Annotated in this window: 16 protein-coding genes; 6 read left to right on the forward strand and 10 right to left on the reverse strand. The window is 56.3% G+C overall.

The genetic code is table 11. The features are described 5' to 3' along the window. Positions 1-70: 70 nt before the first annotated feature. From paaG to ACR3EH_RS18605, 4 genes are read left to right on the forward strand one after another with little or no spacing between them, the layout of a single operon-like run. Entirely contained in the window at positions 71-856 is a 786-nt protein-coding gene (paaG, locus tag ACR3EH_RS18590) for a 2-(1,2-epoxy-1,2-dihydrophenyl)acetyl-CoA isomerase PaaG (RefSeq protein ID WP_171187677.1), read from the forward strand. A gap of 2 nt (positions 857-858) precedes the next feature. Continuing rightward, positions 859-1,284 carry a hydroxyphenylacetyl-CoA thioesterase PaaI gene (paaI, locus tag ACR3EH_RS18595; RefSeq protein WP_171187675.1) on the forward strand — a complete coding sequence of 142 codons (426 nt, stop codon included), beginning with the start codon at positions 859-861 and terminating at the stop codon, positions 1,282-1,284. 24 nt (positions 1,285-1,308) lie between these two features. Beyond that, positions 1,309-2,619 (forward strand): phenylacetate--CoA ligase PaaK, encoded by a 1,311-nt coding sequence (gene paaK / locus ACR3EH_RS18600; RefSeq protein WP_171187673.1) that lies wholly within the window; start codon positions 1,309-1,311, stop codon positions 2,617-2,619. Positions 2,620-2,622: 3 nt separating this feature from the next. Next, on the forward strand, positions 2,623-3,219 hold the full coding sequence (locus ACR3EH_RS18605; RefSeq protein WP_171648067.1) for a TetR/AcrR family transcriptional regulator: 597 nt from the start codon (positions 2,623-2,625) through the stop codon (positions 3,217-3,219). A gap of 24 nt (positions 3,220-3,243) precedes the next feature. On the opposite strand, the gene ACR3EH_RS18610 is transcribed toward ACR3EH_RS18605, so the two are convergent. The 8 genes from ACR3EH_RS18610 to ACR3EH_RS18645 all read right to left on the reverse strand — a co-directional run bounded on the left by ACR3EH_RS18610 (position 3,244) and on the right by ACR3EH_RS18645 (position 11,118). Beyond that, positions 3,244-3,918: a hypothetical protein gene (locus ACR3EH_RS18610; RefSeq protein WP_480634852.1), complete on the reverse strand. Its 675-nt coding sequence runs from the start codon at positions 3,916-3,918 to the stop codon at positions 3,244-3,246. A gap of 168 nt (positions 3,919-4,086) precedes the next feature. Next, a complete protein-coding gene (locus ACR3EH_RS18615) occupies positions 4,087-5,142 on the reverse strand; it encodes an aldolase/citrate lyase family protein (RefSeq protein ID WP_171187667.1) in 1,056 nt (351 codons plus the stop codon). A gap of 11 nt (positions 5,143-5,153) precedes the next feature. Next, positions 5,154-5,954: a 2-oxo-hept-4-ene-1,7-dioate hydratase gene (hpaH, locus tag ACR3EH_RS18620; protein ID WP_171187665.1), complete on the reverse strand. Its 801-nt coding sequence runs from the start codon at positions 5,952-5,954 to the stop codon at positions 5,154-5,156. Continuing rightward, positions 5,951-6,805 carry a fumarylacetoacetate hydrolase family protein gene (locus ACR3EH_RS18625; RefSeq protein ID WP_171187663.1) on the reverse strand — a complete coding sequence of 285 codons (855 nt, stop codon included), beginning with the start codon at positions 6,803-6,805 and terminating at the stop codon, positions 5,951-5,953. Before ACR3EH_RS18625 ends, hpaH begins: the two co-directional genes overlap by 4 nt. Next, complete coding sequence (locus ACR3EH_RS18630; RefSeq protein WP_171648063.1) at positions 6,802-8,199, reverse strand: pyridoxal phosphate-dependent decarboxylase family protein; 1,398 nt, start codon at positions 8,197-8,199, stop codon at positions 6,802-6,804. Before ACR3EH_RS18630 ends, ACR3EH_RS18625 begins: the two co-directional genes overlap by 4 nt. Positions 8,200-8,310: 111 nt before the next feature. Continuing rightward, positions 8,311-9,153 (reverse strand): 3,4-dihydroxyphenylacetate 2,3-dioxygenase, encoded by an 843-nt coding sequence (gene hpaD, locus ACR3EH_RS18635; RefSeq protein ID WP_171648061.1) that lies wholly within the window; start codon positions 9,151-9,153, stop codon positions 8,311-8,313. A gap of 54 nt (positions 9,154-9,207) precedes the next feature. Then, positions 9,208-10,716, reverse strand: a complete 1,509-nt coding sequence (hpaE, locus tag ACR3EH_RS18640; RefSeq protein ID WP_171187657.1) for a 5-carboxymethyl-2-hydroxymuconate semialdehyde dehydrogenase — start codon at positions 10,714-10,716, stop codon at positions 9,208-9,210. Positions 10,717-10,719: 3 nt separating this feature from the next. After that, positions 10,720-11,118 (reverse strand): 5-carboxymethyl-2-hydroxymuconate Delta-isomerase, encoded by a 399-nt coding sequence (locus ACR3EH_RS18645; RefSeq protein WP_171187655.1) that lies wholly within the window; start codon positions 11,116-11,118, stop codon positions 10,720-10,722. A gap of 104 nt (positions 11,119-11,222) precedes the next feature. On the opposite strand from ACR3EH_RS18645, the gene hpaR reads away from it, so the two are divergent. Beyond that, the gene (gene hpaR / locus ACR3EH_RS18650) at positions 11,223-11,663 is read left to right on the forward strand and encodes a homoprotocatechuate degradation operon regulator HpaR (protein ID WP_171187653.1); all 441 of its coding nucleotides are present in this window, start codon (positions 11,223-11,225) and stop codon (positions 11,661-11,663) included. A 33-nt stretch (positions 11,664-11,696) separates the two neighbouring features. Here the strand turns inward: hpaR and ACR3EH_RS18655 are convergent, their stop codons facing one another. Then, a complete protein-coding gene (locus tag ACR3EH_RS18655) occupies positions 11,697-13,049 on the reverse strand; it encodes an aminotransferase class III-fold pyridoxal phosphate-dependent enzyme (protein ID WP_171187651.1) in 1,353 nt (450 codons plus the stop codon). A gap of 34 nt (positions 13,050-13,083) precedes the next feature. After that, a complete protein-coding gene (locus ACR3EH_RS18660) occupies positions 13,084-13,863 on the reverse strand; it encodes an IclR family transcriptional regulator (protein WP_171095194.1) in 780 nt (259 codons plus the stop codon). A gap of 108 nt (positions 13,864-13,971) precedes the next feature. Here ACR3EH_RS18660 and ACR3EH_RS18665 point away from each other — a divergent pair, with 108 nt between their 5' ends. Then, positions 13,972-14,901 carry a tripartite tricarboxylate transporter substrate binding protein gene (locus ACR3EH_RS18665; protein WP_171176605.1) on the forward strand — a complete coding sequence of 310 codons (930 nt, stop codon included), beginning with the start codon at positions 13,972-13,974 and terminating at the stop codon, positions 14,899-14,901. Positions 14,902-14,909: the final 8 nt, after the last annotated feature.

The following is a 14,909-nucleotide window of genomic DNA, read 5'->3' on the forward strand; positions in this document are numbered from 1 at the left end:
TGGTTTATATATTGACCAACCGTTCGGTTAATGCAATGATTAAGTTGAAATGAGGCCAGAAGAGACAGTCATGAGCGATACGATACTTGCACAAGACCACGGGAACTGGGTTGAAATTACCCTGAACCGCCCAGACAAGTTGAACGCGTTCAATGAAGACATGCACGTCGCCCTGCAAGACGCGTTGAAGACCGCGCGCGACAACGGGGCCCGCGCGATATTGCTGACCGGTGCCGGGCGCGGGTTCTGCGCAGGTCAAGACCTGGGCGATCGCGATCCATCCAAAATGGATGGCCCTCCGGATCTGAGCAAAACGGTACGAACGTTTTACGCTCCTCTGGTCCGGTTGATCCGGTCCCTGGAGTTCCCGGTCATCTGCGCCGTAAACGGGGTCGCCGCAGGTGCAGGTGCGAATCTGGCGTTGGCCTGTGACATGGTTCTGGCCGGGGAAAATGCCAAATTCATTCAGAGCTTTTCCAAGGTCGGCCTGATACCGGATACGGGTGGCAGTTGGCACTTGCCGCGCCTGTTGGGTGAGGCACGCGCTAAGGGGTTGGCGCTAACCGCTCAACCTCTTTCAGCCAAACAGGCAGAGGATTGGGGACTGATCTGGAAAGCACTGCCCGACGATCAACTGATGAGCGAGGCGCGCACGCTTGCCGCGCAATTGGCCAACGGCCCCACGCTCGGGCTGGGCTTGACTAAACAATGCATTCAAGCCGCGGCCACCACATCCCTATCAGATCAGCTTGAAATTGAAGCTGACGCAATGAAAACTTGCGGGGAAAGCGCAGACTACTCAGAAGGCGTATCCAGCTTCCTCGAAAAACGCGCACCGCATTTTCAGGGACGTTGAGGATGACCCCAAAAGAACGCGCCGAAAAATCCGCCGCTGCAATGTGGGCAAATGACGAGGCAAGCAAATGGTTTGGCATGGAGCTTGTTGAGATTGACGAAGGCCACGCAGTTCTGGCACTGACCGTCGCCAGCCATCACTGCAATGGTCATGGCACATGCCATGGGGGCGTCACCCACGCTCTGGCCGACAGCGCCTTCGCCTTTGCCTGCAATAGCCGAAACAAGGCAACCGTCGCGCAACACACAATGATCAGCTTCCTCGCCCCCGGAAGCAAAGGCGACCGTCTGACAGCCACCGCGAAAGAGGTCACTGTGTCCGGACGCAGCGGTATTTATGACGTTCGCGTCACAAACCAAGACAACATTCTGATCGCTGAGTTTCGCGGCATGTCACGCGCGGTGGGCGGTCAGAATTTTCAAGAATAGCTTCGCGACTGGAGGAGTGACGCGATGGAAGACCTATCCCCAAACAAAGCGGATCTGGACCCGATCGAGATCGCCTCAATCGACGAAATTCGCGCCACACAGCTTGAACGGCTCAAGTGGTCCGTACGCCACGCATACGAAAACGTTGCGATGTACAAACAGCGGTTTGACGAAGCCGGTGTGCATCCCGACGATCTACAGCAACTGTCCGACCTTTCGAAGTTTCCGTTCACATACAAAAACGATCTGCGTGACAATTACCCGTTTGGTTTGTTCGCAGTTCCGCGCAGCGAGATCATCCGTCTGCACGCGTCCTCGGGCACGACGGGCAAACCGACCGTGGTGGGTTACACCAAGAATGACATCGACAACTGGGCGGATTTGGGCGCGCGCTCTCTGCGCGCTTCGGGCCTACGCAAAGGCGACATGGTCCACAATGCTTATGGTTATGGGCTGTTCACCGGTGGGCTGGGTGCACATTATGGAATTGAACGCCTTGGCGCGACCGTTGTTCCCATGTCCGGGGGGCAAACCGAAAAGCAGGTTAACCTGATCAACGACTTCCGGCCCGACGGGATCATGGTGACACCGTCCTATATGCTCAATATCCTTGAGCAGTTCCACAAGGCCGGTCTCGACCCCCGTGAAAGCTCGTTGAAGGTTGGGGTGTTTGGTGCTGAACCCTGGACAGACGCCATGCGAGCCGAAGTCGAAGCCGCGTTTGATATGCATGCGGTCGATATCTATGGCCTGTCCGAGATCATGGGTCCCGGGGTGGCCAATGAATGCGTTGAAACCAAAGACGGTCCTGTGATCTGGGAAGATCATTTCCTGCCGGAAATCATCGACCCCGTGTCTGGTGAGGTTTTGCCCGACGGCGAAACCGGCGAATTGGTGTTCACAACCCTGACAAAGGAAGGGTTGCCGATGATCCGGTACCGCACGCGCGATCTAACGTGCCTGCTGCCGGGAACAGCACGTTCCATGCGCCGGATGGCAAAGATCACAGGTCGCAGCGACGACATGATGATCCTGCGCGGCGTCAACGTTTTCCCCAGCCAGATCGAAGAACAGGTCATGGCGACGGGGGGTCTTGCCCCGTATTATCAGATCGAATTGTATAAGTCGGGCCGCATGGACGCGATGCGGGTCTTTGTTGAATCCTCAATCGATTCTACCGACGAACTCTCCAAAACCGCGGCGGCCCGCATGCTGACCAAGCGGATCAAGGACGTCGTTGGCGTTTCAACGGAAATTGTTGTAGGTGACCCCGGCGACGTCGAACGCTCTCAGGGCAAGGCGAAGCGCGTCGTCGACAATCGCGATAAGGAATAAACCGTGGCCCGAACAATCGCCAAAGACCACGACCAAAAGCGGGAACAGATCCTGAAAACGGCGGCCAAAGTGTTTGCCGATCAGGGATTTGATCGCGCGTCGATGACTTTGCTCGCCAAGGAATGCGGGATCTCGAAGGCCAACATTTATCACTACTACGACAGCAAGGATGCCATCCTGTATGACATCCTTGAAACCTATCTGCGCGAGTTAAGGGATCGGATCTGCAACGTGGATCTGAGCGGTTTGAACCCTGAGCAGAAGCTGCGCAAGGCGGTGCGCGAAATCCTGTTTGCCTATCAGGGAGCGGATGACGAACACCGTGTACAAATCAGCGGCATGAGCGCGCTGACGGACGATCAGCAGAAACTTCTGCGGGGCTATCAGCTTGATTTGGTGAATTTTGTACGCGACATCCTCAAAGAGTTGTCTCCCGACGCTTTCGACAATGCCAAAGACAAGTTGCGCGGTGCCACGATGTCGGTCTTCGGGATGCTGAACTGGTATTATATGTGGAATACCGGCGCGGGCCCCAAAGCCCGCGAAGACTATGCCGATCTGGTCAGCACGCTGACAGTGCATGGCGTGCAAAAGCTGTAGCCGCACGGCACGGCCCACAATACGCTATGTCGAAGCTTTGAACCTCTTCAGGTAGGCTTGTTTTGCGACCACAACATCCTCGTCCGACATGTTTGATCGGTTCAGATCAAGAAAGTGTTCTGCTGCCCCAACTGGCTGAACATTCAGGTTGTTGACGGGCTTCAGATCGTCCGACCGTACATTCAAAATCGAAAGCAACTTGGTGACAGGAAACAGACGATCGCTTAAACCCGAGGTGTTCAAAGAGATAACGTCCGCGCGTGAGGACATCTGATCTGCGACCCGAGCCACAACGCCATCGAGGTCCGCGCCCGGGTTCAGCAGTTCGGTGTATTCGCACAGGTCTTCTTGAATTCTGTTTCCGCGAATGTTCTGCCAATACACGCTTTTGATCCAATCAGCGGTATCTCTGCTCGTGTAAAAGAATGTGATCCGCGCCTTGTTGTCTATGAGTCTGTTGATTTCCTCCCAGATAACTTCAGCAAGGATGTGCGTTTGGCCATAGGACCACACACCCTTGCGCCCCGGGATCATGCCTGCAAACTCTTCGCTGCTGATCAGCAACGGCAATTCAGAGTGGCCATCCAACGACGGCAGAGCCTGACGCAATTCCTTCCGGAATTTTTCAAGCGCTCTTTCTGCCGGTACTACTGAAAAACGGCGCGCGGCAACACCAGCGTCTTTCAAATTCCGTGGCACCAAAACAATGACTCGGTTCTTTAACCGGAAACGGTTCCTGTACAGCATCGTTTGCAGGGTTCTGGTTCCGGTTTTGTGAAACCCTTGATGGACAACAACCTTCAGCATCGACCCTTTTGATCTAACCCACGCCTCACATCAGCATTTAGGGTTACCGCATCAAAAACATCAAGCTGTCCAGTCGATGCTCAGGTCTTCTCGAAACGCAAAGCGGATCAAATGCGTCTCGATCACCTGTTGCCAACGACGCAGATCGCCTCGCGGGCCGGTTGTGGCGGTCACCGTCAAAGCGGTTGCATCTGCTTTCAATGTCACCCGATCGCCATCAGGGAAAGATACGCTGCCCTGTGTTCCATCGAAGGAGATCTCGGCCTTGTGCGACCAATGTTTGCAGAGCTGCTGCAGGTATTTTGAGGCCGCGCTCGTTTGCGCAATGCCTGTTGCGGTCTGATCAGGCAGCAGGCTCAGACCCGCGACAGCGGCAGACCGGATTGCTTTGGCAAACAAGGTCACGTCGATGCTGGTGGCCACGAAAGTTGCGCCAATATCCAGGCACTTGCGTTGAAGATTCAGGTCCAGTGTCAAAATCCCGGCGGCCTTGCCTGCCGTCACGATCCGATGGATTGCATCCAGCACTGCTGCAACCACCTCAGGGTGGTTCGCATCCCCCAGATGACCCATATCGGCGGCCAGGTCGGCGGGTCCGATGAACACCCCGTCCACATCAGTCGCCAGAATATCATCCAGCGCGTCCATGCCATTGTTGTTCTCGACCTGCACAAGCAGGCAAATCTGTTCGTCGGCGGTTTTCAAATAGTCCGGGATCGCAGCAAAGCGTGACGCCCGCGCCAACGATGATCCAACACCTCGAACACCATGCGGTGGATACTGAACGGCCCGCACCAGTTCGCGCGCCTGATCGCCGCTTTCGACCATCGGCACCAGAATATTCTGAACACCGGCGTCCAGATACTGCTTGATCATCCAGGTTTCGCCGATCGGCAAGCGTGCAACCGGCACACTGCCGGACCCCTCAATCACGCGCACCTGTTCGAGGATCGATTGCAGATCGTTAGGCGCGTGTTCGCCATCAACCAGCAACCAATCGAACTGCGCTGTGGCAGCGATCTCGACCGCATAGGCATTGGCCAAACCAACCCAGCATCCGATCTGCGGAGAGCCGGCCTTTAACGCAGCCTTGAATGCATTTTGTGGCGCAGGCATTGGTATTCCTTTCAGGCGAAATTGATATCGACCGAGCCAAACGGCCCGAAATCCGCGTGAATTTTGGTGCCCGAGGGGCATTCGACGGGGCGGATGAAACTGCCGGACAAAATAGTCTGCCCCGGTTCGATGCTCTGACCATATTGCGCCATGCGACGCGCCAACCAAACCACGCTTTCAATAGGGTCATTCAACACACCAGCACCCAGACCGGTTTCTTCGATCTCACCATTACGGAAGGTAAGCGCCCCAACCCAACGCAGATCAAAGGCATCAACTGCGTGGCGTTCGGCACCCAAAACGATGCCTGCATTGGCGGCGTTGTCGCTGATCGTGTCAAAGACAGTGCGCGCCTTGCCGGTCTCGGAATCCACTCTTTGTATGCGAGTGTCCAGAATTTCCAGTGCAGGGGCGACGTAATCCGTGGCAGCGATGATGTCGTCGCGAGATACGTTTTCGCCACCAACGGCGGACTTCATAACAAAGGCGATCTCGGCCTCAATCCGGGGCTGAATGAAACGGCCTGCCGGAACGGTCGCGCCATTGTCAAACGCCATGTCATCAAACAAAATTCCACTGTCGGGAATGTCGATGTTCAAGGCATATTGCATCGCCTTCGAAGTCAGCCCAATCTTCCACCCGATCACCTTGCGCCCTTCGGCCAGTTTCTGGCGATAGATGGCGTTCTGAATCTCATAAGCGTCATCCATACCCATCTCGGGGTGCCGCAGGCTAAGCAGGCCGATCTGTTCGCGCCTGCGTTCGGCTTGCAACAGTTCGGCGGCGGCTCGGGCGTGGTCTTCGGGCGTCATACCTCTTCATCCTCGACAGTGTTGCGCAGGATTCCGATACCTTCGACGGACACCTCGACAACATCTCCGGGCACCAGGTACTTCGGCGGGTCGAACCGTGCCCCTGCCCCGGTTGGTGTACCCGTTACAATGATGTCGCCCGGCTGAAGCGTCATGAAGGTCGAGATGTATTCAATCTCGCGCCGGATCGGGAACATCATGCGGTTCAGAGTATCGTCCTGTCGAAGCTCACCGTTCACGCGGGTCTGGATGCGGGCATCATCCAGTTGGGCCGCGTCCGTGAACGGCACCAGCCATGGACCAATGGCCCCCGAATTGTCCCAGTTCTTACCTTGCGTGACATTGAACTTTGCGTGCCGCACCCAGTCGCGAATGGTGCCTTCATTGCACAAGGTCAGCGCGGCAATGTGATTGTATGCATCGTCCTTTGAAATGCGCCGACCAGCCTTGCCAATTACGATGGCCACTTCGCCTTCATAGTCCAGAGTGTGGTTTTCCGGTGGGCGGACCAGAGGGCGGTCATGACCGGTGAACCCGCTGGCAAAGCGCGGGAACAGCGACATGTATTTCGGCTGTTCGCTGCCATCTTTGTATTCGGCATTCCGGTCAGGGAAGTTTACGCCGACACACAGGATGCGGCGCGCATCTGGCATCACCATGTCATAGGTGAAGTCGGTATGCGTGACGGCTTTGCCCTCAGCGGCTTTTGCAAGTTGCTCGAACGCCCCCGCGGCAATCACCTCGTAAAGGTTGTCGTGATCGGGGAACGCTTGGTTCAGTGCTATCGCACCGTCGTCAGTGATTGCTCCGAAAAACCGTTCCTCACCCGCTAAGAAAGTTGCAAACTTCATTCAAGTGTCTCCCACACGTCCCGGATCACGTCGGCTGCAATCAGCACGTCATCTCGGGTTGTATCGAATTGCCCGACCTGAAAGCGGATGATCTTGCGGCCGTCGAACATGCCTTGGGTAAGATAGATCCGGCCATCATCGTTCAACGCATCGACCAACCGCTGCTGCATTGCATCGTCTCCCGAACACCGGAACGAAAACAGGCTTAGAATCGGGCCGGTCGTGATCTCGAACCCCTCCATCGCTCCGATCCGATCAGCGAGCTCCTGCGCCCAAGTCACATGATTGCGGATGCGTTCGCGCAGTCCTTCCAATCCGTATGAGCGCAATAGAAACCAGATCTTCAACGCCCGGAACCTGCGCCCCAGTGGGATCGTCCACTCCGAGTAATTCGTCACCTCTGCTCCGGTTGTCTTGAGGTATTCCGGCTCGATCTTTAGCGTGTTGAGCTGCGGCGCGGCGTCCCGTAAGAACTGGATAGCGCAATCAAATTGCGCGCCCATCCATTTATGCGGGTTGAAAACAATGCTGTCATAGCGGTCGGCACCCTGCCACAGGGCTTCGCGAAATTCAGGGCAGATCATGGCCGATCCGGCCCAGGCTGCGTCGAGATGGGTGTAAAGGTCGTGTTTTTGCGCGCTATCTGCAACCGCCACCAAGTCATCACAGGCCCCAACACCGGTTCCGCCCGTGATGGCAATGATACCAGCAGGGACATGACCGGCGGCTAGATCGCGTTGAATGGCAGCTTCAAGCTCGGAGGCGTCAATTGAAAAGCTGGTCCCCTGCGTGGGCAGCTTGACCAGATTGTCCTGTCCAATCCCCGCGACCCAGCAAGCCCTGTCGATGGACGAATGCACTTGATCGGAACAATAAATTCGCAGCGCGCCCTTGGTGTTCAATCCTTCGCGGTTGCTGGTAAAGCCCGTGGCCCGTTCCCGCATCGTCAGAACCGCCGACAAAGTGGCGGATGAGGCGCTGTCCTGAATAACTCCGGTCCTACCTTCGGGCAGCCCGAGGGCCTGCCGCAACCAGTCGACCATGACGCCTTCGACCTCGGTCGCGGCAGGCGAGGTTTGCCACAACATGCATTGCGCCGCGATTGTCGTGACCAGCATCTCGGCCAGCATCGACGGGGGCGCGGCATTGGCCGGAAAATACGCAAAGAATCGTGGGTGTTGCCAATGGGTGATGCCTGGCATCACGATCCGTTCAAAATCAGCCATGATGGCATCCATCGGTTCACCCGCATCGGGTGGGGTTGCCACAAGCTGGGCTGCGATTTCCCCCGGTGCGGTCTGCGCGCGCACAGGGCGTTCCGCAAGTGTCTTATGGTAATCGGCCGCCCATTTTGAAATGTGCTGGCCCCAATGCGAAAACGTGTCCCAATCCATGCGTTAGCCTTTTGTTGTCGCAGAAAACTCATCCCGAGCGACCCTGCGAGATAAGCGGTCTTAACAAACCGATACGTTTTGATCTAATGAAGCAATCCCTGATGCCTGATGTCAGACCGAAAAGCTGACATTTGCCTGACCCGTGCCAGAGCTGCCAAAGTATGGGGTATAGATGTCAATCTTACCCTTGTAGCTGCCCCAGCCCAGCGCTCCGAATAGCAGGGCGGTGTCGTTCATTGCACACTCTCCGGTGCATTTTTTGGCATAGTCGGGCAGCATTTCAAGGAACTCTTCAAAACGGCCCTGCTCCCACAATTCCAACACCCGCATATCCATCTGGCGATTGAACTCACCATTCACCGCGTTCAACCCTTCGACCGATCGTTCATTCGGGGTGAAATCATGGCTGAGAGACCCTGATGCCAGAACAGACACATTGCGGTCAGAACGCCGGATGCCTTCGGCAATGGCCTCACCCCAAACCCGGTTTTCCGCAATTGAAGAGAATTGATTAACAGCCACGGGCAAGACCCGCGCATTCACCCCTTCGTTGATGAAATGCATGGGCAACAGGGTCCCGTATTCCATACCCATATCTGGGTGCGAATGGCCGAGCGCGCGCTCTCCACGCTCGCGCAGAACATCAAGGATCGTTTTCCCCAACTCATGATCGCCGCGATAGTCAAACTCCATATCCGCTAACATATGCGGAAGTTCGTGACTGATGAATCGACCCTTATGGTGCTCTTTCGTGTTCAGGTGAAAGCCCTGATTGGTGATCCAATGGGTATCGAACACAATGAACGTCTCGACTTCGCGGTCTATCGCGTCCTGACGCAGGCGGGCATACCCATCAATGGCAGATTGCCGGATACCTTTGTATTTCGGCATCGTGTGGGACATCCAGATGCTGGGCACATGCGTTATTTTCGCGGCCTGTACGATCTTTCCCATGACGGTTCCTCCTGATGCGTGCCGGTGGCCCCGTTTTGGGATCACCTGAAGGGCTTACTTCCCCAATTGCATGATCTTGTGCTGACCGGTGGCAAAACCGATGTGCTTTTGTTCCATATAGAACTCAAAGCTCCAATCCCCGCCGTCTCGCCCGATTCCAGACGCTTTGACCCCGCCAAAGGGCGTAGGCAGGTGACGCACGTTTTCTGAATTCACCCAAATCATCCCAGCCTCCAGCTTGTCTGTAAAGCGTAAGGCACGGGTCAGGTCGTTGGTCCAGACATAGCCCGTCAAACCATAGGGCGTGTCGTTGGCAATCTGAAGCGCCTCGCCCTCGGTTGCAAAGGGGATCGAGGTCAGAACAGGGCCAAAGATCTCCTCGCGTGCGATGCGCATCTGGTTGGTGGCATCGGTGAACAAGGTCGGACGGATAAAGTAGCCTTCGTCGCCCACCTTGACCCCGCCGGCAGCGACGGTTGCACCGTCCTTTTTGGCGATGTCGAAGTAGCTGGTGACTTTGTTGTAGTGCTCCTCGGTCACCAGTGGTCCAATCTCGGTCGTGGGGTCCAGCGGGTGGCCCACCTTGATGTTGTTCACACGCTCGACCAGCTTTGCCTCGAACTCATCCTTGATCGTATCTTGCACCAGTAACCGCGAGGATGAGGTGCAACGCTCGCCGTTGATCGAATAGATCATGAAAATCACCGCATCCAGCGCACGATCCAGATCGGCGTCATCAAAAACGATCACAGGGTTTTTTCCACCCAGCTCCAGATGGTTGCGCTTATGCGTGTCCGCGCCCTGTTTGACGATAAGGCTGCCAGTGCGGCTTTCGCCGACAAAAGCAATCGCCTTGATCAGTTTATGTTCGCACAGGGCTTTGCCTGCATCGGGGCCAAACCCATTGACCGTGTTCAGCACGCCTTTGGGCAACCCGGCCTCTTCGGCGATTTCCACCAGCAGGCGGGCCGTCAGGGGAGAATCCTCTGCGGGCTTATGTACCACCGTGCAGCCCGCAGCCAATGCAGGGGCGATTTTCCAGGTCGACAGCATGAACGGTGTGTTCCATGGGGTAATCACCCCAACTGGTCCAATTGGAACGCGCGTGGTCACGTTCATCAGCGTCGGGGATTTCAAGTGTTGCCCGTCGCGCGCCTGAACCACTTGATCTGCAAAATACCTGAAGTTCTCAGCACCCCGCAACGCAGCCTTGGACATGAAGCGCAGCGTCTGGCCCGTGTCCCAGCATTCACACAGCGCGATTTCCTCGGCCCGCGCTTCGATGGCATCAGCAACGCGCAACAAGATGCGGCGGCGTTCGGTGGCAGACATGTCGCGCCATTCAGCAAAGGCGGCATGGGCGGCCTCGGCGGCGGCGTCGATGTCTGCTGCGGTGCCATGAGCAACATTGCAAATCACAGATTTGTCGACGGGCGAAGTGGATTGGAACACTCCTTCGGACCCGTCCCGGTCTTCGCCAGCGATACGATTGCGGATACCGGCTTCCCTGAACCGGGCCAGGAATCCCGTTAGTTTTTCAATATTCGTATCCAGCGCACTCATGTTTCAGGTCTCCTGCGTAGTCGCGGCCAGATGGTCGCGGATCGTGCCGGTCTTGGGCGAAAGCTTTGGGTCGATGTCGCGCATCTCAAGCGACAGAGCGATGGAATTTTGCGAAAGAGCCGGCGCCAGATAGGCTTTGACCGCGTCAAATACACGCCGCGTCGCGTCCTGCTTGACGTCTTCCGACCGCCCTGCACGCAGACGGATCGAGATATCAACAAATCCATGCGCCGGATTTCCATCCGCAATGGCATAGTGGTCCACACGCGTTGCGCGCACGCGAATGCCCGGCATCGGAAAGGTGTCGATCTCGGCAGCTGTTGCCCTTATGCATTCGCACAGGCCACCCATGTCGATCTTGTCTTCCAGGTTTCCGGAATATTCGACGTGGAAATGCGGCATGATTCCTCCTTATTACTTAACATGTTTAGTATTTAATGCGCCCCACGTCAAGAGATTGCTTTGTTAATCTTTGCAATTTCCGAACCACCGCTCTAGAAGGCCGCATGACCACTCAAAGCCACACCAAGAGCACCGCCCGGTCCCTTCCTATCGCGCTGTTGCGTGCCCGTGAAACCGTCATGGCCCCGATCCGGGACATGCTGCAAGGCATCCAGATAACCGAGCAGAAATGGCGCATACTGCGTGTGCTGGACGAGCTGGGCGAAGTGGAACAAAGCACCATTGCGCATGAGGCTTGTCTGCTGCTTCCAAGCGTGACCCGCATCTTGCGCACGATGGAGGCTGATGGCCAGATCACCCGCCGCCAGGACAGTAACGACAAACGCCGCACCATGGTCACGATCACGGATGCAGGCCGGTCCATCCTTAAGAAAAACCTGGCCACGTCACTTGCGATCTCCAGCAATATCGAGGCTCAGATGGGTCGTGAAAAGCTGGACCAATTGCTGGATCTTCTTGAAGAACTACAAGCAGTTAAAGTTTGACCTCGCCTTTGGTAGACGAGGCCGATTGAACGCTCAAAGAGTCGACAGACCCGTATCCAACGCTGACAGGATCTTAGTCACATCATCTGACGTGATAATCAGCGGTGGCGACAGAATGATGTTGTTGCCGGAAACGCGCACCATTACGCCATCTTCGTAAGCCGCTTTCTGAACCTGCAACGGCAGGTGTTTGGCAATTGGGGCTTTGGTCGCCCGATCAGAAACGAGTTCGAGCGCGCACATCAAGCCCTCGCCACCGCGCACGTCGCCGATCGCATCGTGCTTTTCGGCCAGCTTCTGCAACCCGGCAAACAATTCATCCCCGCGCGCCGCTGCATTTTCCCAGACCCGCAAACGGGTGATCTCGGACAGGGCAGCCAGCGCCGCAGCGGCCCCGACCGGATGGCCGGAATAGGTGTAGCCCTGATCGACAGATGCCAGCCCCGTGGTGTCCTTTTCGAAGACTTCAGCGACAGCGCCCGAAATCATTGCCGCGCCAAAAGGAAAGTACCCGTTGGTGATCGCTTTTGCTGTTGTCATGATATCCGGCTGAACGCCCCAATGCCGCGCGCCGCTTTCGCTGCCAGTGCGGCCAAATGCGGTAATGATCTCGTCAGAGATCAAAAGAATACCGTGTTTGGAACACACCTCGCGCACCATGGGCATGAAGCTTTTGTGCGGTGGGATCACACCCCCTGCCCCCAGAACCGGCTCCATGATAAACGCCGCAACCGTGTTCGCCCCCTGAAACGCAATCTCGGCTTCCAACGCCTTGACGCAAAGTTGCGCCAGACGCTCGGGGTCCGTCTCGTCAAACGGGTTGCGATAGGTCCAGGGTGCGGGCACGTGGAAACAACCCGGCATCATCGGCTCATAGACCGCGCGAAACTTTTGATTGCCGTTGACGGATGCAGCCGCGAAATGTGTGCCGTGATAGCCCTGCTTGAGGCTGATGAACTTGGTGCGACCAGCATCGCCCCTGACCTTGTGGTATTGCCGTGCAAGCTTCAGCGCAATTTCGACAGAGTCCGATCCACCCGACGTAAAGAACGCGCGGGTCAAACCGTCAGGTGCGAAAAATTGCGCCAGCTCATAAGACAGTTCAATGGCTTTGTCATTGCTGGTTCCGCGAAAGGTCGAGTAATAGGGCAACGCGTTCAGCTGATCGGCAATGGCCTGTTTCACCGGTTCGCAGGAATAGCCCAAATTGACGTTCCACAGCCCCCCCACGGCATCCAGCGCTTTGTGACCATCAACATCGATAATGCTGACACCTTCACCGCCATTCAAAATGGTCGGCGGGTTCTTTTGACTGTCGGCAGGATGCGCCATCGGGTGCCAGAAATAACGGGCGTTGTTTTCCTTCAGAAAGTTCGAGTCTTTCATGGTGCGGGCCTCCGGAAGTATCGTTCACCCTCGGTCATGGGTGGAATTCAGTGGGAAAAGTGTCGGGTAACTGACCGCCAAAATCGGCGGTCAGGTCCGTCGAAAGAGTGTGCAATGCAGACAGAATGGATGGCAGGCGGTCGTCGGTGGCGCGGCCTTCTGGCACAGCAATTGCAATGGTCCCCAGAGCGACTTGATCAATACCAAAAATCGGCGCGGCGTACCCAAAGACGCCCTCTTCATAGCTGCCGTTGCTGTTGGCCCAGCCTGAGGCGCTGATCCGCGCAACCCGTTCTTTGATGATTTCAGGATCAATGAGCGTGGCGTCCGTGAAGCGCGCTTGCTCTTTGTGATCCAAATCTTCCATCAAACTGGGTGGGCCAAAACTGAGCATACAAAGACCCGAGGCCGTTGCATTGATCGGCAGGATCTCACTGGGGTCAAGGCTGACGCGCACGCTGTGCCGCGTTGTTTCAACCACCAATGCGGTTTGCAGCCCAGTCTTTTCCAACAGCGACAGATGCAGGCTTTCGCCAACGCGTTGCATCGCCATTTGCATTTTCTGGCGCGCACTTTCGATGCCTGGTCGCGCGATTTCACGCAGCGCTGCCAGGCGCAAGGCCGCCGGTCCGATAGCATAAGACTTGGTCATAGGATTCTGTTCGATCAGACCGTATTCCTCAAGCGCACGCAGGTGGCGCAGCGCGGTTGCCTTGTTCAATCCGGACAGTCGCGCAAAGTGACTCAGCCCGATTTCCGGTCGCGCGCTTGAAAAGTAATCCAGCATTTTTAAGGCGTTAAGGGCTGTGCCCATGTGTTTCACTTCCTCTTACTCAGGGAATACTTGACAGAACTAACTTAACAAAGCAACATTATTATTGTTAACGCGGATCAAATAATGAACCACGTATGGGAGGAGTCAATGAAGAAATTTCTTACAGCTGCGGCTTTAGTGGCATCAGCTACCGCTGCACTGGCCGAGTACCCCGAAAAGCCGGTCAGCTTTGTGGTGCCGTGGCCTCCGGGCGATCTGGAAGATGTTCTGACGCGGATGATCGCCGATGAATTTCAAGCCATGTACGGCGTTCCAGCCGCTGTCGTGAACAAACCCGGCGGTGGCGGTGGTCCGTTCCCGGGTGCCGTCGAGGTGGCAACCGCCCCTGCGGACGGCTACACCATCGGGTCTTTTGTCATCGGCGTGCCAGTCATTGGTCCCGAAATCGGCATCCCCGAGCTCAACCCCAACCCGTTTGATCCCATCGGGATCTTCTTGACCTATCCCTTCGTGATCGCAGCCAGCAAGGATGCGCCTTTCTCAAGCTGGGAAGAGCTGGCGGAACACGGCAAGGAAAACGACGTCGCACTTGGCCATTTCGGTTCCGTTTTACCACCGACCCAGGTGACCTTTGCCGCAGCCGTCAGCAGCGGGTTCGACTTTGCCAGCGAAGCGGCGTTTGACGCGCTGGACTGCAACACTTTGGCATCGGGCGACGTCGACGTGATCAACACCACCCTTCAGCTTATCCTGCCCTGTCTGGATCAGGTGAACGTCCTTGCCAGCATCGGCGGCGAGCGGATTTCGCTGGTGCCCGATACACCAACAGTCGTTGAACTAAACCCGGATCTGCCTTTGGCCCTGTGGAACGGATTGTTTGTCCACAAGGACACCCCAGCGGACGCCCGCGAAAAGATTTCGGCGGCGGCTCAAAAGGCGCTGAGCTCTGACAAGGCCAAACAATTGGCCGAGGAAACCGGCGCTCTGATTTATTGGCAGGATCCGGATGCCTCCAACGCTCAGATCGAGCAGGACAAAGCCTCGTTCGCCAAGATCGAAGAGATCCTGGGCGAATAAACCGGAAC

This window comes from Ruegeria sp. BG7 (genome assembly GCF_056535685.1).